At 51.7% G+C, this 24,606-nt stretch carries 23 protein-coding genes; 11 read left to right on the top strand and 12 right to left on the bottom strand.

Annotated features, from left to right (window positions below):
* From ftsQ to lpxC, 4 genes are all read left to right on the top strand, one after another.
* A complete protein-coding gene (gene ftsQ, locus QWJ20_RS13465; protein ID WP_095700609.1) occupies positions 1-843 on the top strand; it encodes a cell division protein FtsQ in 843 nt (280 codons plus the stop codon).
* Between the two features lie 53 nt (positions 844-896).
* Positions 897-2,153: a cell division protein FtsA gene (gene ftsA, locus QWJ20_RS13470; protein ID WP_039483509.1), complete on the top strand. Its 1,257-nt coding sequence runs from the start codon at positions 897-899 to the stop codon at positions 2,151-2,153.
* Between the two features lie 68 nt (positions 2,154-2,221).
* Entirely contained in the window at positions 2,222-3,373 is a 1,152-nt protein-coding gene (gene ftsZ, locus QWJ20_RS13475; RefSeq protein ID WP_005975217.1) for a cell division protein FtsZ, read from the top strand.
* Positions 3,374-3,477: 104 nt separating this feature from the next.
* Complete coding sequence (gene lpxC / locus QWJ20_RS13480) at positions 3,478-4,395, top strand: UDP-3-O-acyl-N-acetylglucosamine deacetylase (RefSeq protein ID WP_039295256.1); 918 nt, start codon at positions 3,478-3,480, stop codon at positions 4,393-4,395.
* Between the two features lie 18 nt (positions 4,396-4,413).
* On the opposite strand, the gene QWJ20_RS13485 is transcribed toward lpxC, so the two are convergent.
* Positions 4,414-4,941 (bottom strand): DUF721 domain-containing protein, encoded by a 528-nt coding sequence (locus QWJ20_RS13485; protein WP_400445701.1) that lies wholly within the window; start codon positions 4,939-4,941, stop codon positions 4,414-4,416.
* Positions 4,942-4,967: 26 nt separating this feature from the next.
* Here QWJ20_RS13485 and secM point away from each other — a divergent pair, with 26 nt between their 5' ends.
* The 3 genes from secM to mutT all read left to right on the top strand — a co-directional run bounded on the left by secM (position 4,968) and on the right by mutT (position 8,784).
* Complete coding sequence (secM, locus tag QWJ20_RS13490; RefSeq protein ID WP_192870325.1) at positions 4,968-5,483, top strand: secA translation cis-regulator SecM; 516 nt, start codon at positions 4,968-4,970, stop codon at positions 5,481-5,483.
* 112 nt (positions 5,484-5,595) lie between these two features.
* The gene (gene secA, locus QWJ20_RS13495; RefSeq protein ID WP_039483521.1) at positions 5,596-8,298 is read left to right on the top strand and encodes a preprotein translocase subunit SecA; all 2,703 of its coding nucleotides are present in this window, start codon (positions 5,596-5,598) and stop codon (positions 8,296-8,298) included.
* 90 nt (positions 8,299-8,388) lie between these two features.
* A complete protein-coding gene (gene mutT / locus QWJ20_RS13500; protein ID WP_039483523.1) occupies positions 8,389-8,784 on the top strand; it encodes an 8-oxo-dGTP diphosphatase MutT in 396 nt (131 codons plus the stop codon).
* A gap of 44 nt (positions 8,785-8,828) precedes the next feature.
* Here the strand turns inward: mutT and yacG are convergent, their stop codons facing one another.
* The 3 genes from yacG to coaE all read right to left on the bottom strand — a co-directional run bounded on the left by yacG (position 8,829) and on the right by coaE (position 10,470).
* The gene (gene yacG, locus QWJ20_RS13505; RefSeq protein ID WP_039483526.1) at positions 8,829-9,023 is read right to left on the bottom strand and encodes a DNA gyrase inhibitor YacG; all 195 of its coding nucleotides are present in this window, start codon (positions 9,021-9,023) and stop codon (positions 8,829-8,831) included.
* Between the two features lie 75 nt (positions 9,024-9,098).
* Positions 9,099-9,851 carry a cell division protein ZapD gene (gene zapD, locus QWJ20_RS13510; protein ID WP_127156325.1) on the bottom strand — a complete coding sequence of 251 codons (753 nt, stop codon included), beginning with the start codon at positions 9,849-9,851 and terminating at the stop codon, positions 9,099-9,101.
* Complete coding sequence (gene coaE, locus QWJ20_RS13515; protein ID WP_433992732.1) at positions 9,844-10,470, bottom strand: dephospho-CoA kinase; 627 nt, start codon at positions 10,468-10,470, stop codon at positions 9,844-9,846. The genes zapD and coaE overlap by 8 nt, the downstream gene beginning before the upstream one ends.
* Before the next feature lie 293 nt (positions 10,471-10,763).
* Between coaE and QWJ20_RS13520 the strand changes: the two genes are divergently transcribed.
* Positions 10,764-11,804 (top strand): GMP reductase, encoded by a 1,041-nt coding sequence (locus tag QWJ20_RS13520; protein ID WP_095700603.1) that lies wholly within the window; start codon positions 10,764-10,766, stop codon positions 11,802-11,804.
* An 86-nt stretch (positions 11,805-11,890) separates the two neighbouring features.
* On the opposite strand, the gene hofC is transcribed toward QWJ20_RS13520, so the two are convergent.
* The 5 genes from hofC to QWJ20_RS13545 form a co-directional block, all read right to left on the bottom strand.
* Positions 11,891-13,096, bottom strand: a complete 1,206-nt coding sequence (gene hofC, locus QWJ20_RS13525; protein ID WP_433992733.1) for a protein transport protein HofC — start codon at positions 13,094-13,096, stop codon at positions 11,891-11,893.
* Positions 13,093-14,589, bottom strand: a complete 1,497-nt coding sequence (gspE, locus tag QWJ20_RS13530) for a type II secretion system protein GspE (protein WP_433992734.1) — start codon at positions 14,587-14,589, stop codon at positions 13,093-13,095. The genes hofC and gspE overlap by 4 nt, the downstream gene beginning before the upstream one ends.
* A gap of 2 nt (positions 14,590-14,591) precedes the next feature.
* Positions 14,592-15,038, bottom strand: a complete 447-nt coding sequence (ppdD, locus tag QWJ20_RS13535) for a prepilin peptidase-dependent pilin (protein WP_205555734.1) — start codon at positions 15,036-15,038, stop codon at positions 14,592-14,594.
* 315 nt (positions 15,039-15,353) lie between these two features.
* Positions 15,354-16,244 carry a carboxylating nicotinate-nucleotide diphosphorylase gene (gene nadC / locus QWJ20_RS13540; RefSeq protein ID WP_109411680.1) on the bottom strand — a complete coding sequence of 297 codons (891 nt, stop codon included), beginning with the start codon at positions 16,242-16,244 and terminating at the stop codon, positions 15,354-15,356.
* A 144-nt stretch (positions 16,245-16,388) separates the two neighbouring features.
* The gene (locus QWJ20_RS13545; RefSeq protein ID WP_039483546.1) at positions 16,389-17,249 is read right to left on the bottom strand and encodes a nucleoside-specific channel-forming protein Tsx; all 861 of its coding nucleotides are present in this window, start codon (positions 17,247-17,249) and stop codon (positions 16,389-16,391) included.
* Between the two features lie 419 nt (positions 17,250-17,668).
* Between QWJ20_RS13545 and ampD the strand changes: the two genes are divergently transcribed.
* Together ampD and ampE are read left to right on the top strand one after the other, a co-directional pair.
* Positions 17,669-18,241 (top strand): 1,6-anhydro-N-acetylmuramyl-L-alanine amidase AmpD, encoded by a 573-nt coding sequence (ampD, locus tag QWJ20_RS13550; RefSeq protein ID WP_433992735.1) that lies wholly within the window; start codon positions 17,669-17,671, stop codon positions 18,239-18,241.
* The gene (gene ampE / locus QWJ20_RS13555) at positions 18,241-19,095 is read left to right on the top strand and encodes a beta-lactamase regulator AmpE (RefSeq protein ID WP_433992736.1); all 855 of its coding nucleotides are present in this window, start codon (positions 18,241-18,243) and stop codon (positions 19,093-19,095) included. Before ampD ends, ampE begins: the two co-directional genes overlap by 1 nt.
* Positions 19,096-19,143: 48 nt before the next feature.
* Here ampE and QWJ20_RS13560 read toward each other — a convergent pair whose 3' ends face one another.
* The 3 genes from QWJ20_RS13560 to QWJ20_RS13570 all read right to left on the bottom strand — a co-directional run bounded on the left by QWJ20_RS13560 (position 19,144) and on the right by QWJ20_RS13570 (position 23,053).
* Positions 19,144-20,100 carry a glycoside hydrolase family 43 protein gene (locus QWJ20_RS13560; protein WP_433992845.1) on the bottom strand — a complete coding sequence of 319 codons (957 nt, stop codon included), beginning with the start codon at positions 20,098-20,100 and terminating at the stop codon, positions 19,144-19,146.
* Positions 20,078-21,511 (bottom strand): glycoside-pentoside-hexuronide (GPH):cation symporter, encoded by a 1,434-nt coding sequence (locus QWJ20_RS13565; RefSeq protein ID WP_433992737.1) that lies wholly within the window; start codon positions 21,509-21,511, stop codon positions 20,078-20,080. The genes QWJ20_RS13560 and QWJ20_RS13565 overlap by 23 nt, the downstream gene beginning before the upstream one ends.
* A gap of 183 nt (positions 21,512-21,694) precedes the next feature.
* A complete protein-coding gene (locus QWJ20_RS13570) occupies positions 21,695-23,053 on the bottom strand; it encodes an amino acid permease (protein WP_109411685.1) in 1,359 nt (452 codons plus the stop codon).
* A gap of 681 nt (positions 23,054-23,734) precedes the next feature.
* Here QWJ20_RS13570 and pdhR point away from each other — a divergent pair.
* Positions 23,735-24,499: a pyruvate dehydrogenase complex transcriptional repressor PdhR gene (pdhR, locus tag QWJ20_RS13575; protein WP_039483559.1), complete on the top strand. Its 765-nt coding sequence runs from the start codon at positions 23,735-23,737 to the stop codon at positions 24,497-24,499.
* Positions 24,500-24,606 lie beyond the last annotated feature (107 nt).

The raw sequence follows: 24,606 nt of genomic DNA on the forward strand, positions 1-24,606 counted from the left end.
ATGTCGCAGGCAGCGCTGAATACACGCGGACGAGAGCCTGAAACGAAAGGAACACGTCGCAGTAATGGAGGCCAATTGGCAGGGATGATTTTCCTGCTGATGGTGATAGGGACGATCGTCTGGGGAAGTTGGATGGTCGTGGGGTGGATGAAAGATGCCAGCCGCTTACCGCTCTCCCGCATGGCAGTGACAGGGGAAAGGCAGTACACCACCAACGACGATATCCGTCAGGCCATTTTGTCGTTGGGGTCGCCGGGAACGTTCATGACACAGGATGTGAACGTGATCCAGCAGCAGATCGAGCGTCTGTCGTGGATAAAACAGGCCAGCGTGCGCAAGCAGTGGCCGGACGAATTAAAGATTCATCTGGTTGAATATGTTCCGGTAGCGCGTTGGAATGATCAGCTAATGGTTGATGCAGAAGGAAATTCGTTCAGTGTACCTGCCGAACGTATTGGCAATCGCAAGATGCCGCTGCTGTATGGCCCGGAAGGCAGTGAAGCAGAAGTGCTGGAAGGCTATCGCGCAATGAATCAGACGCTGGCCGCCGGGAAGTTTACGTTAAAAATGGTGGCGATGAGTGCGCGGCATTCGTGGCAACTAGGATTAGACGATGATACTCGCCTTGAATTGGGGCGGGACGATAGGGCCAAACGTCTGCAACGCTTTATCGAGCTGTATCCGCTGTTGCAGCGGCAGGCTCAGAGCGAAAACAAACGTATCAGCCATGTGGACTTGCGGTACGACAGCGGGGCCGCGATAGGCTGGGCTCCAGCTTTGCTTGATCAACAACAGGGTGATCAACCACAACACGGTGATCGGCAACGAGTTGGTCAGCACTAAGACATTGATCAGCAACAGAACAGTAACCAGAAACAGGCACAGGCTAAACAACAATGATCAAGTCGACGGACAGAAAACTGGTAGTTGGGCTGGAAATCGGTACAGCAAAAGTGGCTGCGCTGGTAGGGGAAGTTCTGCCCGATGGCATGGTCAACATTATTGGCGTAGGCAGTTGCCCGTCACGCGGTATGGATAAAGGCGGCGTAAACGATCTGGAATCAGTCGTTAAATGTGTTCAGCGCGCTATTGATCAGGCTGAGTTGATGGCAGACTGCCAGATCTCTTCCGTGTATCTGGCGCTCTCGGGAAAACACATCAGCTGCCAGAATGAAATAGGGATGGTGCCTATTTCAGAAGAAGAGGTTACGCAGGACGACGTGGAAAGCGTGGTGCATACCGCTAAATCCGTGCGCGTGCGTGATGAACACCGTGTTCTCCATGTGATTCCACAGGAGTACGCGATCGATTATCAGGAAGGGATTAAAAACCCGGTTGGCTTATCTGGCGTGCGCATGCAGGCGAAAGTCCACCTGATAACTTGCCATAACGATATGGCGAAGAACATTGTTAAAGCCGTTGAACGCTGCGGCTTAAAGGTCGACCAGCTGATTTTTGCGGGACTGGCTTCCAGTTATGCGGTTCTGACTGAAGACGAACGTGAGCTGGGCGTGTGCGTAGTGGATATCGGCGGCGGTACAATGGACATTGCGGTCTATACCGGCGGCGCATTGCGACACACTAAAGTGATTCCGTATGCGGGCAATGTGGTTACCAGCGATATTGCTTACGCATTTGGTACGCCGCCGACGGATGCCGAAGCGATCAAGGTACGCCACGGTTGTGCATTAGGCGCGATTGTTGGCAAAGATGAGAATGTGGAAGTCCCGAGCGTTGGAGGACGTCCACCCCGCAGTCTGCAAAGACAGACATTGGCGGAAGTGATTGAACCACGTTACACCGAGCTGTTGAACTTGGTGAACGATGAACTTTTACAGTTGCAGGAGCAGTTGCGTCAACAAGGCGTGAAACATCATCTGGCAGCAGGGATCGTGCTGACGGGCGGTGCCGCGCAAATAGACGGCCTGGCGGCCTGTGCGCAGCGTGTGTTCCATACACAGGTGCGTATTGGACAACCAATGAATATAACAGGGCTGACGGATTATGCCCAAGAGCCTTATTACTCAACGGCGGTTGGGTTGCTGCATTACGGAAAAGAATCTCATCTGGGTGGTGAGCATGAAGTCGAAAAACGTACCTCAGTGAGCAACTGGTTCAAGAGAATCAATAGCTGGTTGAGGAAAGAATTTTAATGTTATCAAAGAGATCACCTGGCACAGTTTTATGATCTCGCAGTTACAGGCACAAACGGAGAGAAATTATGTTTGAACCAATGGAATTAACCAACGACGCGGTGATTAAAGTCATCGGCGTCGGTGGCGGCGGTGGTAATGCCGTCGAACACATGGTGCGTGAGCGCATCGAAGGCGTCGAATTCTTCGCGGTCAACACGGATGCGCAGGCATTACGCAAAACGGCTGTTGGCCAGACGATTCAGATCGGTAGTGGTATCACGAAAGGTCTGGGTGCAGGCGCTAACCCTGAAGTCGGCCGTAATTCAGCTGAAGAAGATCGTGAAGCACTGCGTTCAGCACTGGAAGGTGCGGACATGGTGTTTATCGCTGCAGGTATGGGCGGTGGTACAGGTACAGGTGCTGCGCCAGTTGTGGCTGAAGTCGCAAAAGACCTGGGCATTCTGACCGTTGCTGTGGTGACCAAGCCTTTCAACTTTGAAGGCAAAAAGCGTATGGCGTTTGCAGAGCAGGGTATCGCCGAGCTGTCTAAGCACGTCGACTCGCTGATCACTATTCCAAACGACAAACTGCTGAAAGTGCTGGGACGCGGTATCTCCCTGCTGGATGCATTTGGCGCGGCAAACGATGTACTGAAAGGCGCGGTGCAGGGTATTGCCGAGCTGATCACGCGTCCAGGTCTGATGAACGTCGACTTTGCAGACGTGCGTACCGTGATGTCCGAAATGGGTTATGCCATGATGGGTTCCGGTGTTGCGCGTGGTGAAGACCGTGCAGAAGAAGCCGCTGAAATGGCGATCTCCAGCCCGCTGCTGGAAGATATCGATCTGTCCGGCGCGCGTGGCGTGTTGGTCAACATCACGGCGGGCTTTGACCTGCGTCTGGATGAGTTCGAGACGGTTGGTAACACTATCCGTGCATTTGCGTCCGATAATGCGACAGTGGTAATCGGTACATCGCTTGACCCGGAAATGAATGATGAACTGCGTGTCACGGTTGTTGCGACAGGTATCGGTATGGACAAGCGTCCTGAGATTACTCTGGTGACGAACAAGCAGGCCAGCCAGCCTGTGATGGATCATCGTTATCAGCAACACGGTATGACGCCACTGGCACAGGAAAAACCGGCGGCCAAAGTGGTTAACGACCAGAATCCGCAGACGAATAAAGAGCCAGACTATCTGGATATCCCGGCGTTTCTGCGTAAGCAGGCAGACTAACTTGCTGCCAGATAACGTTGGAATCTCCGCTCTTTGTGCTAAACTGTGCCACCGAGCCTGGTGTATACTAGGTCGGTAGGTTCAGTAACATGCGAGATAAAATGATGATCAAACAACGTACATTAAAACGTATTGTTCAGGCGACTGGTGTCGGGTTACATACCGGCAAGAAGGTCACGTTGACCATGCGTCCTGCACCGGCAAATACCGGGGTCATCTATCGCCGCACAGACTTGAATCCCCCGGTTGATTTTCCGGCTGATGCAAAATCCGTGCGTGATACCATGCTCTGTACTTGCCTGGTTAATGAGCATGACGTCCGTATTTCTACGGTGGAGCATCTTAACGCTGCGCTTGCAGGGTTGGGCATTGACAATATTGTCATTGATGTTGACGCGCCGGAAATTCCAATTATGGATGGCAGCGCCAGCCCGTTCGTTTACCTGCTGTTAGATGCTGGTATCGAAGAGCTGAATTGTGCCAAGAAATTCGTACGTATCAAACAGTCCGTTCGCGTTGAAGATGGCGACAAGTGGGCCGAGATGAAACCGTTTAACGGCTTCAGTCTGGATTTTACTATCGACTTCAATCACCCGGCGATTGATGCGGGCAACCAGCGCTATCGTTTGGATTTCTCCGCTGATGCGTTTGTTCGCCAGATCAGCCGTGCGCGTACATTCGGCTTCATGCGCGATATCGAATACTTGCAGTCTCGTGGGTTGTGCCTGGGCGGCAGTATGGATTGTGCCATCGTCGTTGACGATTACCGCGTACTGAACGAAGACGGTCTGCGTTTTGAAGATGAGTTTGTCCGCCATAAAATGCTGGATGCCATCGGCGACCTGTTTATGTGTGGCCACAACATCATCGGTGCGTTCTCTGCGTTTAAGTCTGGACACGCACTGAACAACAAACTGTTGCAGGCTGTGTTGGCGAATCAGGAAGCGTGGGAATACGTGACCTTTGAAGACGAAGCTGAAATGCCGTTGGCGTTTAAAGCACCGTCTATCGTGCTGGCGTAACGCTTGAAGTTGAAGTAATCACTTCTTATTACGACTGGTTTTATTGGTACTCTCTCCGGCCAATGAAGCCAGTCGTTCTAATATCTTTCTGAGTTTTTCCGGGCTGTTGCCTGCTAACGTCCTCAATGTTTCCGCACTTTGTTCACTCAACTGACGCAACGGTTTGTCATCGGTATTTTCCGTCGGCGTAATGTCACTATTTTTCACGATTTCATGCCCTTTTGCGGCAAGCGTTGGATTAATCCTGATGTCGATTGAAGCCAATGATGGTAGTATTTGTGCGCGCAATGCAGAGAGCAGCGCAGGTTGTTCGTAACGTAACCGCATCAGCCAACTGGCGTTGGCGGTTTCCAGTATCAGTAAACCTTGCCGGTAATTAGCGACGCGGCACCATGGGTGCAACGGTGCAGGCAGTAACCCGCGTACGGCACGGTTGAGTTTTAATAAGGCGATAGCGCGCTGTTGCACATCTTGTAGCGGGCCTTTACCCGACATGGATGCGCTATCAAACAGAAATTCCAGTGATTGTGGGCGGCTATCACGCATAGACCTGGCTCCGGTGGATGTTACTCGTGATTGGTATTCTAAATCGTTGGCGACAATTTGGCAGACGTTATTTCTGGCCGCATCTCTTATTAGGGATGGTCGCGGCGAGTCTTGGCCTGCCGACAAGCCTGAACGACTCACAGGATATCGCCTCACTCCCTAATTCAAGCTCCAGCGTGAGTCGCCAGAATAACGTATCGCTGAACCTTACCGATCTGGTCGCACTGAAGGAAGCGCATCGGCGTTCGTCCTACAGCGTTGATTATTGGCATCAGCATGCGATTCGCACGGTAATCCGTCATCTTTCTTTTGCGTTGACGACGCCACAGACGGCCAGTGCCCAGCAGGTTGACGATCTTCAACCCCATTCTCTGGTTTTGCTGGATACGCTAAATGCGTTGTTGACGCAGGATTCTCACTATCCCTTTGTGATCTCCCCCCATGCTGGGCGCGTCACTTTTTATCCTCAGGCACACCATCAAATCGGCATCTGGCTTGCCCAAATCCGCGGCATCCGTGCAGGGCCTCATCTTTTCAGCTGAAAGTGTAGTGGATAATTAGCTGAAGAAATTACTCTCGTTTTTTGCTGAGTTTCTCAGTTTTTCGATGTTGTGTTGCCACTGGATACGTGGCACTTGTGAGATTAAAACTATTATGGTCATGAATATCCTAACCAAAATTTTTGGTAGCCGTAACGATCGTACGCTGCGTCGTATGCGTAAAAATGTTGATGTCATCGGTCGTTTCGAACCAGAAATGGAGAAACTTTCAGATGAAGAACTGCAAGCGAAAACGCAAGAGTTCCGTGCCCGTCTGGAAAAAGGTGAGTCGCTGGAGAACCTGCTGCCGGAAGCCTTCGCGGTAGTCCGTGAATCCAGTAAGCGTGTATTTGGCATGCGTCACTTCGACGTGCAGCTTATCGGCGGTATGGTACTGAACGAGCGCTGCATCGCGGAGATGCGTACCGGTGAAGGTAAAACGCTGACGGCAACGCTGCCTGCATACCTGAATGCGCTAACTGGCCGTGGCGTACACGTGGTTACCGTGAACGATTATCTGGCACAGCGTGACGCCGAAAATAACCGTCCGTTGTTTGAATTCCTTGGCTTGAGCGTTGGTATCAACCTGCCGGGAATGCCTGCTCCGGCGAAGCGTGAAGCCTATGCGGCAGACATCACCTACGGTACCAATAACGAATACGGTTTTGACTACCTGCGTGACAACATGGCGTTCAGCCCAGAAGAACGCGTACAGCGTAAGTTGTACTACGCGCTGGTGGATGAGGTTGACTCCATCCTGATCGATGAAGCGCGTACGCCGCTGATCATTTCCGGCCCAGCTGAAGACAGCTCTGAGCTTTATATCAGCGTCAATAAAATCATCCCCCACCTGATCCGTCAGGAGAAAGACGATTCGGATACCTTCCTCGGCGAAGGCCATTTCTCTGTTGATGAGAAAGCGCGTCAGGTTAACCTCACCGAACGTGGTCTGGTTCTGGTAGAAGAATTATTGGTGAAAGAAGGCATTATGGAAGAGGGTGAGTCGCTGTACTCTCCGACCAACATTATGCTGATGCACCATGTGACCGCCGCGCTGCGTGCGCACGTATTGTTTACCCGCGATGTCGATTACATTGTGAAAGACGGTGAAGTGATCATCGTCGACGAACATACTGGCCGTACCATGCAGGGGCGTCGCTGGTCTGATGGTCTGCATCAGGCTGTAGAAGCGAAAGAGAAGGTGGCTATTCAGAATGAAAACCAGACGCTGGCTTCCATTACCTTCCAGAATTACTTCCGCCTGTATGAAAAACTGGCAGGGATGACCGGTACGGCAGATACCGAAGCATTCGAATTCAGCTCTATCTATAAGCTGGATACGATTGTGGTGCCGACCAACCGTCCGATGGTTCGTAAAGACTTGCCTGACCTGGTCTACATGACCGAGCAGGAAAAAATCGATGCCATCATTGAAGATATCAAAGACCGCTCTGTAAAAGGTCAGCCTATTCTGGTCGGTACAATCTCTATCGAGAAATCCGAAGTGGTTTCTCAGGCGCTGGAAAAAGCGGGCATCAAACACAATGTATTGAATGCGAAATTCCACGCCATGGAAGCGGACATCGTTGCGCAGGCGGGTCAGTCTGGTGCCGTCACCATCGCCACCAACATGGCCGGTCGTGGTACGGACATCGTATTGGGTGGTAGCTGGCAGGCAGAAGTCGCACATCTGGAAAACCCGGATGATGCGCAAATTGCAGAAATCAAAGCGGCCTGGAAAGTGCGCCATGATGCAGTGTTGGCTGCGGGTGGTTTGCACATTATCGGTACAGAGCGCCATGAGTCTCGCCGTATCGATAACCAGCTGCGTGGTCGTTCCGGCCGTCAGGGGGATGCGGGTTCATCACGCTTCTATCTGTCGATGGAAGATGCGCTGATGCGTATTTTTGCCTCCGATCGCGTTTCTAACATGATGCGTAAACTGGGTATGAAACCGGGCGAAGCAATTGAGCACCCGTGGGTCACCAAGGCGATTGCTAACGCACAGCGCAAAGTGGAAAGCCGTAACTTTGATATTCGTAAACAGCTGCTGGAATACGATGATGTGGCGAACGACCAACGTCGTGCGATCTACACACAGCGTAACGAACTGCTGGATGTGTCCGATATCAGTGAAACCATCACCAGTATTCGTGAGGATGTGTTTAAAGCGACTATCGACAGCTATATTCCACCGGAATCTCTGGAAGAAATGTGGGATACGGAAGGTCTGGAACAGCGCCTGAAGAACGACTTCGATCTGGATATGCCGATCAAAGCGTGGCTGGATAAAGAGCCTGAGCTGCACGAAGAAACGCTGCGTGAGCGTATTTTCCAGCAGGCGCTTGAGGTTTATCATCGCAAAGAAGAAGTGGTTGGCACTGAGGTCATGCGCAACTTCGAGAAAGGCGTGATGCTGCAGACGCTGGATTCCTTGTGGAAAGAGCATCTGGCGGCAATGGATTACCTGCGTCAGGGTATCCATCTGCGTGGCTATGCACAGAAAGATCCGAAGCAAGAATATAAGCGTGAGTCGTTCTCTATGTTTGCCGCGATGCTGGAATCACTGAAATATGAAGTGATCAGTACGCTGAGCAAAGTCCAGGTGAGAATGCCGGAAGAAATCGAAGCGCTGGAGCTGCAACGCCGTGAAGAAGCTGAACGTTTGGCGCAGCAGCAGCAGTTTAGCCATCAGGAAGAAGATAGCCTGAATACGGGCTCACCAGCTCAGGCAGACCGTAAGATTGGACGTAACGATCCTTGCCCATGTGGTTCAGGCAAGAAATATAAGCAGTGCCACGGTCGTTTACAGAAATAATTGACCGCTGAATCCAGTGATTAAAATGTGATAAGTATAAGGGCGGTCATTGACCGCCTTTTACTTGATAAGAACCTGATAGGAAGTGTCATGACGCAAAAACAGTTATCCGTCGCGGTCGGCATCATTCGCAATGCGGATCAGCAATATTTCATTGCTCGCCGCCCTGATGGCGTTCATATGGCAGGGATGTGGGAATTTCCCGGCGGTAAAGTTGAAGAAGGTGAAACGCCAGAGCAGGCGCTGATTCGTGAACTGCGTGAAGAAACGGGTATCGAAGCCAGCGCACCACAGCCGCTAAACGACAAAACGTTTTCTACGCCGGAGAGAATCATCACGCTTCATTTCTTTCTGGTCGAAACGTGGCAGGGGGAACCCTATGGTCGGGAAGGTCAGGAATCTCGTTGGGTGAGCGTAGAAGAATTACGTGAGGAAGAATTTCCGCCAGCAAATGCAGAGATGATCCACTGGCTGAAATCGCTTTAATCTAACGTTACCTGCCTGAAAGCTGCTATCGCGAAGCGTGGTTGTTACTGCGTTTCGCTCCAGTCTTCACTATCAGAAACCATATCATCACTTGGAATGCGCTTTTCTTCATCAGCCCATTCACCCAAATCGATGAGCTGACAACGTTTGCTGCAAAATGGGCGATAGATGCTGGTTTCATCCCAGATGACCGCCTGCTTGCAGGTAGGGCATTTCACCGTCGTAATTTCTGTTGTCATAAGATTCTTTTTCACTCTATTTGTTACTTAACACATATTTGCTACTTAACGCATTCTGGTTTGTCAGGGCTGAGTCTAGCAGCAGGCCAGTTCAAATGTTAAACGCGGAGGAATGTGGCCGTTTTCGCTATCTAATGGCAGGAAACGGATGGCATAGCGTGTCTTATGGCCGGATATTTGCGGATAGAGCTGATGTTCCTGTTCAAGGCGCAAACGTAGCAGGTCAGCATCGGAGGCATTGTCTTGGAAGAAGCCGTTCAGGCTGGTCTGCGGGCGGAACGTGCCGGAGTGGCGGATCAGTTCCAGGATCATATCCAGCGCTTGTTTGAGCGGTGACAAGGAGTTAAGCCAACCGAAAACTAATTTCTCGCGCAGCGTCTGAGGCTGATGTAGCCAGCTATGCAGGGTAGGCAGGTCGAAACTACAGCATCCGCCGGGAATACCGAGCCTCTGGCGTACCATGCCAATCAGGCGATCTTCCCGTAAGAACTGCCCCATCCGCGGTGCCGCCATCAGCGTACTGGATAAATCTTTTAGCTGACGGCGCAGCGTATGGATGCGTTCCATGTCAACGCCCGGCACATCACTCCATTGCAGCAGTTTTTGCTGTTGCCGCTCCAGTTCTTTCAGCAGCTCGGTGCGTACATCTCCACGTTCCAATACATCGAGCAGCTCGGCTATGGCACGAAAAAATGTCAGAGCGCCTCCCATATCGGTCAGGGAGTGGTTTTGATGCAACTGTTGCAATAACGATTCGATACGCAACCAGGTGCGCGTTTTTTCGTTCAACGGGTATTCGAATAAAATGGTTGAGGGGGCGTCACTCATTCTTAGTCATCCTGTCGGCTGCGGAGGCGGCTAGCTCAAGGTACTGGCGGTGTAATTCCGCAACCTGTGGAGCCAGCTCGTTTGGGCAGCGACTGTTATCAATAATATCATCGGCATAAGCCAGGCGCTGTTCTCGGGTAGCCTGTGCTGCCAGTATGTTTTCTGCTTGCTGCCGACTGATGCCATCGCGAGCCAGCGTGCGTGCAAGCTGTGTTTCTTTGTCTACATCAACGACCAGCACACGCTGTGCTCGCTGTTGTAAACCGTTCTCCACCAGTAAAGGGACGACCCACAGAATGTACGGTGCGGATGCAGCCTGAAACCGGGCCTGTGTTTCCTGATGGATCAGCGGATGGAGTAAATTATTCAGCCACTGTTTCTCCTCTGGTGAGGAAAAAATCCGTTGGCGTAGTGCGGCACGGTTCAATGAACCATCGGTATGGAGCATAGCGTCGCCAAACCGGAGCCTGATGGCATCCAGTGCGGGTTCCCCTGGCTCGACTACCTGACGCGCGATGATATCCGCATCAACGATAGTGGCCCCTAATTTGGCAAATTCATCAGCTACGGTGCTTTTTCCGCTGCCGATACCGCCCGTTAAGGCTACGATGTATGTCATTGCACCCGTGTTGAAAAGTTAACATTTCTACTATTTTCAAGGGTGAGGAATATCTTCCCGTCCCCCTGAAGTCAATCAGGCATCAACTGCAGTGTGCTTCACGTTATCACTTTGCTAGGTGATAGGTAAATTTCTCTGATTTTATCCCAAATAAACTGAAAATCGCAGTCTTGCCGCAGGATTATTCCTGCGTATGATAACGTCACTGGTAAAGGGCATTATTTTTTCAGAAATGATTATGCTCAGTAACGATACTGAGTATTCCGCCGTCACTAACCAGGAACTCGAACCTCATGCGTATTGAAGAAGATTTAAAGTTAGGCTTTAAAGACGTTCTCATCCGGCCAAAGCGTTCGACGCTGAAAAGCCGCTCCGACGTTGAACTGGAACGTCAATTCACCTTCCTCCATGCCGGCGGAAACTGGTCCGGCGTACCGATTATCGCAGCCAATATGGATACCGTGGGTACGTTTAGTATGGCGGAAGTCCTGGCCTCTTTTGATGTTCTGACGGCTGTCCATAAACACTATTCTGTCGAGCAATGGTCTCAGTTTGTGCAACGCGCACCCGCATCGGTATTACGCCATGTGATGGTTTCGACCGGGACATCTGAGGCTGATTTCATCAAGTTAAAGCAAATCTTAGCGCTGTCGACTGAGCTGAAATTCATCTGTATCGATGTAGCCAATGGCTATTCCGAGCACTTTGTCACGTTCCTGCAAAAAGCGCGTGAGGCCTGTCCAGACAAGGTTATCTGTGCTGGAAACGTCGTGACTGGCGAGATGGTGGAAGAACTTATCCTCTCCGGTGCGGACATCGTGAAAGTCGGCATTGGCCCAGGTTCTGTCTGCACGACGCGCGTTAAAACGGGTGTCGGTTATCCTCAGCTTTCTGCCGTGATCGAATGCGCCGATGCAGCACATGGTCTCGGTGGGCAAATCGTGAGCGACGGTGGATGCGCCATGCCGGGCGATGTCGCGAAAGCATTTGGCGGTGGAGCCGATTTCGTCATGCTGGGCGGTATGTTGGCTGGGCATGATGAATGTGAAGGCACCATCGTGGAAGAAAACGGTGAGAAAATGATGCTGTTCTACGGAATGAGTTCCGCATCCGCGATGGAGCGTCATGTTGGCGGTGTGGCGGAGTACCGTGCTGCAGAAGGGAAAACCGTGAAATTGCCGCTGCGTGGTCCGGTAGACAATACCGTGCGCGATATTCTTGGTGGCCTGCGCTCGGCCTGTACCTATGTTGGTGCATCCCGTTTGAAAGAGCTGACGAAGCGTACAACGTTTATCCGCGTGGCCGAGCAGGAAAACCGTATTTTTAACGGGTAGTTGCCGCCGTTACACGCCGTCTTTCCGCTGTTAGCAGCGGTGCATACGGCGTAGTTTGTCGCTGTTTGTATGCTGTATTGGTCAGTTCAGGCACTGGCCAATACATTCCCCAACTGGAAGATAGGCAAATACATGCCAATTACCAGTGCACCGACCATTCCCCCGACGACCATCATCAGCAACGGTTCCAGCGTTTGCGTCAGCATATCTGCCTGTTGTTGTACCCGACCCTCATGCCATTCTGCCAGTTGTGTAAAAATCGCATCCAACGCGCCGGTTTCTTCCCCCACGCGAATCAGCTGCGGACAGGGGGCAGGGAACAGCATGGCGTGATGCTGTGTGGCATGGTATAGCGATGTACCCTGATGCAGCTGCGCTTGTATTTGTTGAATTGCGGCCTGATAAAGCGGATGACGGATCGTCGCGGCAGCATCCAGTCCTTCCGGGAGCGTCAAGCCAGCATGTTGCGTCATGGCGAGAATATGGAATATCTGATTCAGCGATTTACCGCGTAGCAGGCTGGATACGATAGGAAGCTTCAGCAGCCATTCTTGCTCTCGGATTTTCCATAATGGCCTTTTTTTTCTTAAACGGGCGTATCCCACGATCAGGCCACTAAGCATCAGCAACCCAATCAGTCCGTAGTCAGATATGATTTCTGCTAGATAAAGCAACTGACGGGTAAACCACGGCAGCGGCGTATCGAACGAGGAATAGAGCGACGCAAACTCGGGCAGAACCAGCGTCAACATCATCATGCTGACCAGCATGGCGATTGCCAAAACAAAGCAGGGATAGCGTAACGCTTTGATGACTTTCTGTTGCAGTCTGGACTGCTTCTCTTGCTGCTGGGCGAGCTGTAGACAGCATGCGTCTAGCTTCCCAGTCAGCTCGCCGACGGCAATGAGGGATTGATACAGAACGGGAAAGATATGCGAGTATTCCTGTAACGCCTCAGAGAACGAATTTCCCTGAGCAACATGGGTACGCACATCCCGTAATACGCAGCGCCAGCCGGGGCGTTCATGCTGTTCCGATACCAGTTTTAATGCTTCCAGCAGCGGTAATCCGGCTTGTAGCAGGGCAGCAAGCTGTTTGATTAACTCGCCTAGTTGTTCACGTTTCCAGTAGCGTAGCGACAGGTAATGGCCGGCTTTTACGAGAAGCGGCTGGTAACCCTGTGCAATCAGGCTGGCATAGGCATGCTGGCGATGTGTGCTAATCAGTTCTCCATCGATAAATTCGCCCTCGGACGTGATGGCCTGCCAGTGATATAAGCGCTGTAGCTTCATTGCGTCTCCTGCTTCATTGACCGCTCATCGCCCACCACACGGTAGACTTCAGCAAGTGAGGTCAGGCCGTCGTTGACCAGCTCAAGCCCTGCGGCCAGCAACGTTGGAAAACCTGAACGGCGAGACAGCGCAGATAATTCCCCTGTGCTGGCGTTGCCCGCTAGCGCAGCCTGAAAATCTGGCGTGATAGGCAATAATTCATAGAGCGCGACGCGGCCATAGTAGCCAGAAAAACAGTGGCTACAGCCGCGGGCTTGCCAATGTTGCAGTGGCTTTTGCCATACGTCGTTTGGTAGTGAAAGTAGCGGTTCTCCTGGGGTTTTACAGTGTGGACATAACCGACGTACAAGGCGTTGGGCAATGATGAGTTTGAGCGCTGCGGCTAACAGGTAGCCGGGGATGCCCAGATGACTGAGGCGAGTTAACGTTTCTACGGCAGAGTTGGTATGCAGCGTGGACATAACCAGATGGCCGGTTTGTGCGGCTTTTACCGCAATTTCTGCGGTTTCAGCATCGCGGATTTCACCGATCATAATGACGTCTGGATCCTGTCGCAGCAGCGCTCGTAAAATTCGGCCAAAGCCCAGTTCGGCTTTGGGATTGATTGCCGTTTGGTTGATGCCCTGCAAGGGAATTTCGACCGGATCTTCCACGCTACAGATATTGCGGCTGCACTCGTTCAGCCAGCGTATTGCGCTGTAAAGCGTGACAGTTTTTCCACTGCCTGTCGGACCCGTGACTAACAGCATTCCTTGTGAGGCGCTCAGCACGCTAATCACCTGCTGTAACGCCTTTGCGGTGAGCCCAAGTTTATCCAGTGCCAGCTCCTGCTGATGCGTTTGCAAAATACGCAGTACGACTTTTTCGCCTTGTTGTACGGGCAGCGTAGCGATGCGTAATGAGTAGGCTTGTTGATCCAGCGTCAGACTGAACTGGCCGTCCTGCGGCAATCGCCGTTCGGCGATGTTCAACTTACCCATGATTTTCAGCCGTGCGGTAATACGGTTTGTCAGTTCGGGCGGCGGTGCGGATATGGCCTGTAGCACGCCGTCAATGCGTAGGCGTACGCGATAGCTATCTAGCAACGGCTCAAAGTGGATATCAGACGCGCGCCGCTGAACGGCGAGGCGTAGCGTTTGATGGATAAACTGTGCAACGGGGGAGTCATCGTCATGATCCTGCTGTCCGGCGCTGTTGTTCTGAGTCTTGTTGTGAGTGTTGGCATAAGTGCTGGCCTGATAGGTTTCTGCAGGCTCGGCAACGGCGTTCACCGGGTTAAGCTGCTGTTCCATTCTGGCCTGTGGCCATTGTTCTACCATAATGCGGCGATTGCTGGCGAAACGCAGCGCGGCAATCATCTCCGCAGAAGGGGAAGCCGTGACGGCGACCGACAGCGTTTGTTCATCGAGACTGAGCAACAATGCCTGATAACGTCGGCACAGCGTCTGCAACTCGTTGAGCGTATGCTCGGAGGAGAAGGAGGAGTCTGTCATGATTAGCCTGCCGTATTATCGAAACGGAAAACGTCCTGACAGGCGGATTGTAGGCTCTCTGCGTTGTCATCCGTGGCACAGTTTTTCGTCCAGCGTGAAGATCCGATTTCGGTATCCCACGTTGGCGTCAGAATAACGCGCAGCCCTTGCAGAGTGGATTGGCCAGTCAGCGTAATCACTCCTTGAGCGACGCTAACGGCGCTAACATAACGTGAAGATTTACTGCCCGGAATTCCCTGACTACCGGTATTGCAGGCGGTAAACGCGGCATTTTCCAGACCACAGAGATCGACGGGCGTTTTATAAGACACCATCGTTTGAAGCATATCCGTTAGCGCTGCTTTTTGCAGATAGCCTTGATACGCCGGTACGCCAATAGCACCGAGGATGGCGATGATCGCAATAACAATCATCAGCTCAATCAGCGTAAATCCTTGTTGTGTTGTCATGTTGATTTCCCTGTTGTGGCACATAAATTAAATGCTTCGGTGCAGAAACCCATACGGATGGCCAGCAGCATAGAAAAGGGGGCGAAGGCTGACGAGCAGGGAAATATGAAATAGGAAAGCGCTACGACATTTTTTTAGCGACTTGCAGAGGATTGAAAATTTTTTGCGAGCAGAGACGCAATTTTCACGCTGTCGGGACAGGACGTCCGTGCAGGATTTGTAGTGTGTGTTATTACGATAGTGTGCGAGAGGATGAGATGTAGAGCAGTGAACGAGGTGCGAAATGGCACCTCGCTGATAGAAATAGAGGAGCGGTTAGACGAAGCGCATGGATAAATCCAGTGCCTGTACGTGCTTGGTTAACGCCCCCACGGAGATATAGTCCACGCCGGTTTCCGCGTAGCCACGCAGCGTATCGAGGGTGACATTACCGGATATTTCCAGCAATGCGCGGCCTTGTGTGGTGTTAACGGCTTCCCGGATATTATCCAGACTGAAATTATCCAGCATGATGATATCTGCTCCCGCTTCCAGCGCCTGCTGTAATTCATCCAGCGATTCGACTTCAACTTCTACCGGAACATCGCTGCGTAAAGACTGTGCTTTTTCTACCGCATTTTTGATTGAGCCCGCGGCGATGATGTGGTTTTCCTTGATCAGGAAGGCGTCGGATAAACCGAGTCGGTGGTTGTCTCCGCCACCGCAGGATACGGCGTATTTCAGCGCGGTTCTCAGCCCCGGCAGCGTCTTGCGCGTATCCAGCAGCCGAGTACGCGTTCCCTGCAATACGGCAACATAGCGGCTGACTTCAGTGGCGACACCGGACAGCGTTTGCAGGAAATTCAGCGCAGTGCGTTCGCCCGTCAGGAGCTGTTTGGCTGGTCCAGTGATGTCACACAGCGTTTGGTTGGGCGTGATAGCGTCGCCATCGGCAACGTGCCAGACGATCGTTGTCGTGTTGCCTAATTGAGAAAAGACTTCCTCAAGCCAGCGCGTGCCGCAGAATATACCCGCTTCACGCGTGATAATGCGTGCGCTGACGGTCTCGTTGTCGGGGAGTAGAAGCGCGGTAATGTCTTGATTAGCATCGACGATGCCACCTAAATCTTCACGCAAGGCCAGTTGCACGCTGGCGGGGATATCTTGTGCAATACGGGCGAGCAAGGCTTTTTGGCGTTGTTCCTGACTGTAGCGACGCGTTGACATGACAAAACTCCGAAGGGGGATTCGGAGGTCTATGCTACCTTGTTTATATCAGGACATCCAGAATGAATAATTATTACAATTCAAACTGTTACTGTTATTAATCTTCCGGCGAACATCCGTGGTCGCCGGAAAGAGGAGGCGATTTTAGAAGTTGTAACCAACGACCAGATAGTAGCCCCAGCCAGTAGATTTCACTTCAAACGGGCCTTTGCCGAAATTGAGTTCTGCGCCATCAGCCCATTGGCCGCCATTGTGGAAATAACGAGCGACGAAAGAGTAGTGCCAGTGATCGTAGCCCAGCGCCAGAATATGGCTGGAGGCAATGGAGTTGTTGGTGCGGCTTGAGTTCGATTTATCACGCAGTTCTGAGCCAAAATCGAAATTGGTGAAGCTGATGTACGAGACGTTGCCGCCCAGCATCGAACCCAGTGGGTAAGAGTATTTCACTTTTACACGGTAGCCGTCCCACTCGTTTTCGTTAGCGGCGCCGTAGTTCTGCCATTGGTATTTGGCATAGCCGTTCAGTGAGAGAGACAGATCGGTGCCGGTATCAATATCGGTACCTAAGCCCATGTACCAGGTGCTTTGGCGTGAACCGCTGTTGCGACCCTGATCGTAAATAACGTTATTGGCGATGTACCACTCTTTAAACGGACCAAAGCTCAGATCAGCTCCCGTCAGTTTATCAATTGAGAAGCGTGGTTCGATCTCGACAAACAGCGGAGAGCCTTTGTCCCAAATGCCACGGCTGTCGGGATCGCCACCAAAAAACTTAGGCGCATCGGCGTAACCGTAGAAATCGAACCAGTCTTTACGCGCAAATGCTTCGTATTCCAGGTAAGTTGTGCTGTTCAGTTGCGGTCCGAAACGGGTGTGAGCGCTACCGACGACGTTAATGCTCTGGTGCCACCAGTCGGACAGATACTCGGCTTTATTGCTGTCGGCAAGAACAGGCATTGAGCATGACAGTGCGAGCAACGCGCCTGCGGCGAAAGTTTTTTTCATGTTAAGTACCATAGTGTTAGACGTCATGTACGTCGTACGTAAGACCGCAAAATAAGTTTTGGTAATATCTAAAAAAATCAGAAGATAATTTTGTCATGCATTTTAAGTAAAAATAGACGCAATGCACGAAAACGATTGCCTTTTATTACGCTATTACATTTGTAATGTGATTTTAATCACATAATGGTGTTAGGAATTTCACCTTACTAAAAAAGTATCGGGATTGCGTTCAAGCAGGAAAGCGACGGGAATATCACAAAACAAACGGTAAAACCTATTGATACCCAGTTGAATAGATAGCACGGCGTGAAACATGGTATCTTGGATACAAGGACCTTTTGGCTACAATTGTTTTTACTCCTGAAATTGATTTTTCGCCTGATTCAGCCGGCAAACGATACGATGCGAGGTTATCGCCGATGCTTTTGGAAAATGGCTGGTTATCCGACATTACACACACGCCTTCACCGCATTATGATGGTCGCCCGAATGATGAGGTGCCTTCCCTACTGGTGATCCACAATATCAGTCTGCCGCCCGGCGAGTTTGGCGGTCCGTATATTGATCAACTGTTTACGGCGACGTTGGATCCCACTGCGCATCCTTATTTCGCCGATATTTCCCATTTACGCGTCGCGGCGCACTGCCTGATTCGCCGCGATGGGCAAATCACACAGTATGTGCCTTTCGATCAACGCGCCTGGCATGCTGGTGTGTCGGTGTTTGAAGGTCGGGAACGCTGTAATGATTTCTCTATTGGCATCGAGCTGGAAGGGACGGATACGCTGCCTTTTACCGCGCAGCAGTATCATTCGCTGGTGGCGATTACACGCCTATTAATGCGGACCTATCCTATTACGCTATCGCGCATTACCGGACACAGCGACATCGCGCCGGGCCGTAAAACCGACCCCGGACCGGCATTTGACTGGGACGGCTATTATCGTCTGCTACAAGAAAACTGGACAGAGAACAAAGGGAGTCTGGATTAATGACGCTGTTTACACTGTTGCTTACGCTGGCATGGGAGCGCTTGTTCAAACAGGGCGAGCACTGGCAGATCGATCATCGGCTTGAGGTCGTGTTCCGGCATGTGCCGCCTCCGTCTTTATTTCAAACGCTGTTCCTGATGCTCTGCAGCATGGGCATCGTGGCGGGCCTGCTGTGGCTCACGAGCGGCATTCTGTTCGGCCTGATTTCTCTTTTGCTGTGGATTGTCATCAGCCTGATGTGCATTGGCGCAGGTGAAATCCGTCAGCACTATCGGCGCTATTTGCAGGCGGCACAGCGCGGTGAGGCGGATGCCCGCCGGGAAATGGCGGCTGAACTGGCGCTGATTCACGGTCTGCCCGTTGGCACGGGAGAAGAAGAGCAACTGAAAGAACTGCAAAATGCGCTGCTGTGGATAAATTTCCGGTTTTATTTAGCGCCGCTGTTCTGGTTTATCGCTGCGGGACCCTACGGGCCGATTGCGCTGACGGGGTATGCATTTTTACGCGCCAGACAGACCTGGCTTGCCCGCCACCACACCCCGCTGGAGCGCGCGCAGTCTGGCGTCGATAGTTTACTGCATTGGCTTGATTGGATTCCCGCCCGCTTGGTCGGCGCCGCTTATGCATTGCTGGGGCACGGCGAGAAAGCGCTGCCTGCGTGGTTCGCCTCGTTGGGGGATTCTCGCAGTTCACAGTATTGGGTGCTGACTCAACTGGCTCAATTTTCTCTCGCGCGTGAATCTCACGTTGAGCCTGTAGAGACGCCGAAAGCCGCCGTGACGCTGGCGAAAAAGGTGACGCTGGCATTAGTGGTCGTCGTCGCGCTCCTGACGATATACGGTGCGCTGGTTTAATTTCTAAATGTACGTCCCAACCGACGTCCCAGCACACCCGTTTCTCGCTTATTGCCTGTCTGCGGGCGGTTCGCCGAACACCGGCATACCGTCACGATCCCAGATGAAGGTTTTAATCCGCGTATGGCGATTTGGGTCATACAGCGGATCGCCTTCGATCTCCGTGTAGTTGCGGGCGTGGTAAACCAGAACGTCTTCGCCCGTTTCTGTTTGAGTAAAGCTGTTATGGCCCGGCCCAAATTGCCGGTTTTCCCGGCTGGTGGTAAAGACTGGTTGCTGCAATTTATGCCAGCTTGTCGGGTTCAATAGATCGCTGTCTGCATTCGCCCACAGTAAGCCGATACAGTAATTTTCATCGGTGGCGCTGGCGGAATAGGTGATGAAGAGACGTTCGCCGTGCTTAATGACGGCGGGCCCTTCGTTGACTTTAAAACCAATCACTTCCCACGGCAGCTCCGGCTTGCTCAACATGACCGGCGTGCCTTTCAGCGTCCACGGATTTTCCATTTCCGCCAGATACAGATTCGAGTTGCCTGCAATCGCGGGATCTTTTTGCGCCCACAGATAGTAGCGTTTGCCTTTATGTTCAAAGTGGGTGGCATCCAGTGAGAAGGTATCGAATTGCGTATAAATCCGGCCTCTTTCAACCCAGTTGCCTTTTAGCGGGTCGCTGTCTGCACATTCCAGCGCAAACATGCGGTGCTGGAATAAACCGTCTTTGATGTCTTCCGTCGGTGCAGCGGCGAAATAGACATACCATTTGCCATTAATCACATGCAGTTCCGGCGCCCAAATCAGCGCACTTAACGGGCCGCGTTCATGCTTACGCCAGATCGTCACCGGGGTCGCGTGGGCAAGTGCCTCCAGCGAACTGGCCCGGCGAATTTCGAGCCGATTGTATTCAGGTACCGAGGCAATAAAATAGTACTGTCCATCCGTATAGCGAAGAATAAAAGGGTCTGCCCGTTGTTCTATCAGTGGGTTAGGCCATTGATGTGGGTTCATCATTCTCTCCTCCTCTTTTGGCGTTGGGTGATTGGCTGTTGTGGCTCTCGCTCAGTTCCCGATAGTTATTACGGCGTTTTTCCAGATCGATTTGTATTTGCTGCATGAGTTGGCGATCGACCTTCAGCAAACGCACAACGCCTGCGGTAATCAAATAGCCTACGCCGGGAATAAGGGTGAACAACATAATGATGCCGTTCATGGCTTCGGCATTTTGCTGTGGGGCATTGGCATCATAACCATAGTAGGACAGCAGGAAGCCGACCATCGCACCCGCAATCGCCAGCCCGACTTTCAGGAAGAACAGATTGCCTGAAAAGCTGATCCCGGTGATTCGCTTGCCGGTTTTCCATTCGCCGTAGTCATCCACATCGGCCATCAGCGACCAGTGTAGCGGGGACGGGATTTGATGCAGGATGTTCAGCAGGAAGTACATCACCAGAATAAAGCTGGTCAGGTGAGGGTTGAAGAAGTAGAAGGCGCTGGAGAAGATCGCCAGTGCGATGTTGACCCAGAAAAACACTTTCAGCTTACAGAAACGGTCGGTCAAGGGTTTCGCCAATGCGCTGCCGAACATCATGCCGACCACGCCGAGGCTGATAAACAGGCTGGCGAATGAGACGGACTTTTCCATCACCCAAGTGACGTAGTACATCGTGGCCGCCATGCGAATAAATCCAGGGCAGACGTTGCACAGGGTTAACAGCAGAATGCGCGGCCATTGGTCGTTTTTCCAGACGTCTCGCAAGTCTGCTTTCAGCGCATCGTTGGTGGGGATGGCGGGTTTAATTCGTTCCTGAACGGTGGCAAAGCAAAACAGAAACATGAATAGGGCAATGATCGCCATCACGCCCATCGACATTTGGTAGCCGCGCGCTTTGTCCTCACCGCCGAACCACTCTGCCATGGGCAGCAGCGTCGAAGAGAGAATGAGTGTGGCGATACCGACCATAATGAAGCGGTATGACTGACAAGAAACCCGCTCATGCGGGTCTGCGGTGATCACGCCGCCAAGTGAGCAGTAGGGGATGTTGATAGCGGTGTACGTCATCGACATCAGAAAGTAGGTGACGAACGCGTAGATGACTTTGCCGTTGTAGCTCCAGTCCGGTGTGGTAAACATGAGTACGCTGAACAGAACATAGGGCACGCAGACCCAAAGCAGATAAGGCCGAAAACGACCCCAGCGGCTTTGGGTGCGATCGGCTATCGCGCCCATAATCGGATCCGTGACGGCATCGATGACGCGAATGGAGAGTAGCAGGGTGCCGACTAAAGCAGGCGAGAGGCCATAGATATCGGTGTAGAAATAGCTCAGAAATAGCATGATGGCCCCGCCAATCATGTTGCATCCTGCGTCACCCATTCCGTAGCCAATCTTTTCTTTAACGGACAGTGCGTTGTTCTTCATGAATACGACTCCTGTGCTTAACGTGTAAACACGATTATTCCCCTCGATAGGGATAAAAGAGCGTATGAAATCGGTTGCAAAAATGGACAAACGGGTCGGGTGGAGCAAAGTGTGATGGAGACGGCAAATATGAAAATGGCCGACAGAGTCGGCCATGAAAAAGGATGGGGTGAACGCTGAGGCTTACTTCGCCAGATTTTTCTTTTTGATAAAGTAGCCCACGCCCAGAATAACCAGCCAGACCGGAATCAGCATGACGGAAATCTGAATGCCCGGCGTCAGGAACATGATGACCAATATACCCGCCAGGAACAGCAGACAGATGTAGTTACCCAGCGGATAAAGCAGCGCTTTAAACTTGGTCACCGTACCTTCTTTGTCCTTTTGCGCCCGGAACTTCAGGTGTGCCAGACTGATCATCGCCCAGTTAATCACAAGAGCAGACACAACCAGCGCCATCAATAGCTCGAACGCTTTGCCGGGAATGAGGTAGTTGATTAGCACGCACAGCGCCGTTGCCAGCGCGGAGATACCGATAGCAACAACCGGAACGCCACGAGCATCGACAGTTTTAAGTACTTTTGGTCCGTTACCCTGTTTCGCCAGACCGAACAGCATGCGGCTGTTGCAATAAACACAGCTGTTGTAAACGGACAGAGCAGCGGTAAGTACCACGATGTTCAGCACCGTTGCTACGACGTTACTGTTCAGTTCATGGAAGATCATGACGAACGGACTACCGCCTTCCACAACCTTGCCCCACGGGTACAGTGACAGCAGGATAGCGAGTGAACCGATGTAGAAAATCAGGATGCGGTAGATAACCTGATTGGTTGCGCGTGGAATGCTTTTCTCTGGGTCATCCGCTTCTGCCGCGGTAATCCCCACCAGTTCCAGCCCGCCAAATGAGAACATGATCACGGCCATCGCCATCACCAGACCGAGCACGCCGTTCGGGAAGAACCCGCCCTGCGCCCACAGGTTGGTTACGGTTGCTTCCGGCCCGCCCGTACCGCTGAGCAGCAGCCAGCCACCGAAGACGATCATGCCAATAATCGCGACGACTTTGATGATGGCAAACCAGAATTCCATCTCACCGTAGACTTTGACGTTCGCCAGATTGATGGCGTTAATCAGCAGGAAGAAGACGGCGGCGGACACCCAGGTCGGAATATCTGGCCACCAGTACTGGACGTAAATCCCCACGGCACTGAGCTCGGCCATAGCGACCAGCACATACAGCACCCAGTAGTTCCATCCGGATGCAAAGCCCGCGAAATCGCCCCAGTATTTATAAGCAAAGTGGCTGAACGATCCGGCTACCGGCTCTTCAACCACCATCTCGCCCAGTTGGCGCATAATGAGAAACGCGATCAGCCCGCCAATCGCATAGCCTAACAGGACCGATGGCCCGGCCATTTTGATTGTCTGCGCAATACCAAGAAAGAGGCCAGTACCTACCGCGCCACCCAAGGCAATCAACTGAATATGACGGTTTTTCAAACCACGCTTTAGCGTGCCGTCCGTTTGTTGATTATCCATCAAATTTAACCCTCTGCCAGTGCAAGTAAAAAACACGGTGTGAACGAACACGCGTATTAGTGACTGTACGTTTGTGTAATTTTATTTTTACGGGTGGTGTTTCTTTAAATAATGAAACCGCTACCGTTTGCCAGAGAATAGTGGTAAGTGCGCAAGATTGCACTGATTTCTTATAGTCTGATAATTAAAAACTATCGCTACATCAAAATTTTCATCCTTCTTTAATTAAGAGCCTGATGACAAGAAAATCGAGAGCGGTTTTTTAGGATGGGAGGGGGTTGTTACCTCTTTAGGCTTACTCCTTTTTATTATCTCTTTATCCCTGCTGTAAAAAGCGTGCTTACCACAATGTGGAGTTGTGGAGGATTATGCTTTTCCTTTTAGAATAAAAATTCTTATTTTTTGAATTAAAATTCACTATTTTCGTATTTAAACGGTTCAGCAATGCCTGCCTTTCGTTTCAAAAAAGTTAAAATATAGACAGAGGGGATTAATGGTAATACCACAGGCGGGCTATCACTTTGCCGCATGTTTCTCGTGCATTTGTTAAAATCTGGTGGGATTGGTGATTTAGCTCAAGGTCCTTATGGACAGAAGGTGAATACTTTGTTACTTTAGCGTCACGTTTTTGAAATTGGTATTACCAATTGACTCCGCGCCATTCGCAGAGAAGAATTCATTATGGCATACAGCAAGATCCGTCAGCCCAAACTGTCAGATGTGATTGAACAGCAGCTGGAGTTTCTGATTCTTGAGGGAACCTTGCGCCCCGGCGAGAAGCTCCCACCGGAGCGCGAACTGGCAAAACAGTTCGATGTTTCCCGCCCTTCTCTGAGAGAAGCCATTCAACGCCTGGAAGCCAAAGGTCTCCTTTTGCGCCGTCAGGGTGGTGGTACCTTCGTTCAAGCCAATCTATGGCAAAGCGTCAGCGATCCGCTGGCAGAATTACTGAGCACACATCCCGAATCACAGTTCGATCTTCTGGAAACGCGTCATGCGCTGGAAGGCATTGCTGCCTACTATGCTGCGTTGCGTGGCACAGAGTCGGATCTGCAACGTATCCGGGATTGTCATGCCGTGATTGAGAAGGCGAGGGAAGCGGGCGATCTGGACGCCGAATCAGAAGCCGTTATGCAGTATCAGGTTGCTGTAACAGAAGCCACGCATAATGTGGTGTTGCTGCATTTGGTGCGCTGTATGGGGCCGCTGCTCGAACAGAACGTGAGGCAGAATTTTGAATTGCTTTATTTGAGCCGTGAAGTGCTGGCTCAGGTTAGCATTCATCGCGCCAGCATTTTTGAGGCGATTGTTGCCCGTGAGCCGGAAAAGGCGCGCGAAGCATCACACCGTCATCTGGCGTTTATTGAGGAAGTATTGCTGGATCTTAACCGGGAACATAGTCGGCGCGAGAGATCGCTGCGTCGGCTCCAGCAACGCAGGGATTGAGCATCCGTAATTTGGGGCTCTGAATGCGGTAATGACGACGATGAGCCTGTCTTCATGCGTTTTGCTTAGGACGAAACCTAACTCAGAATGCAGGAAGACAGGCTCCA

The organism is Pectobacterium sp. S5, assembly GCF_051707265.1.
Classification (GTDB): Bacteria; Pseudomonadota; Gammaproteobacteria; order Enterobacterales; family Enterobacteriaceae; genus Pectobacterium; species Pectobacterium polare.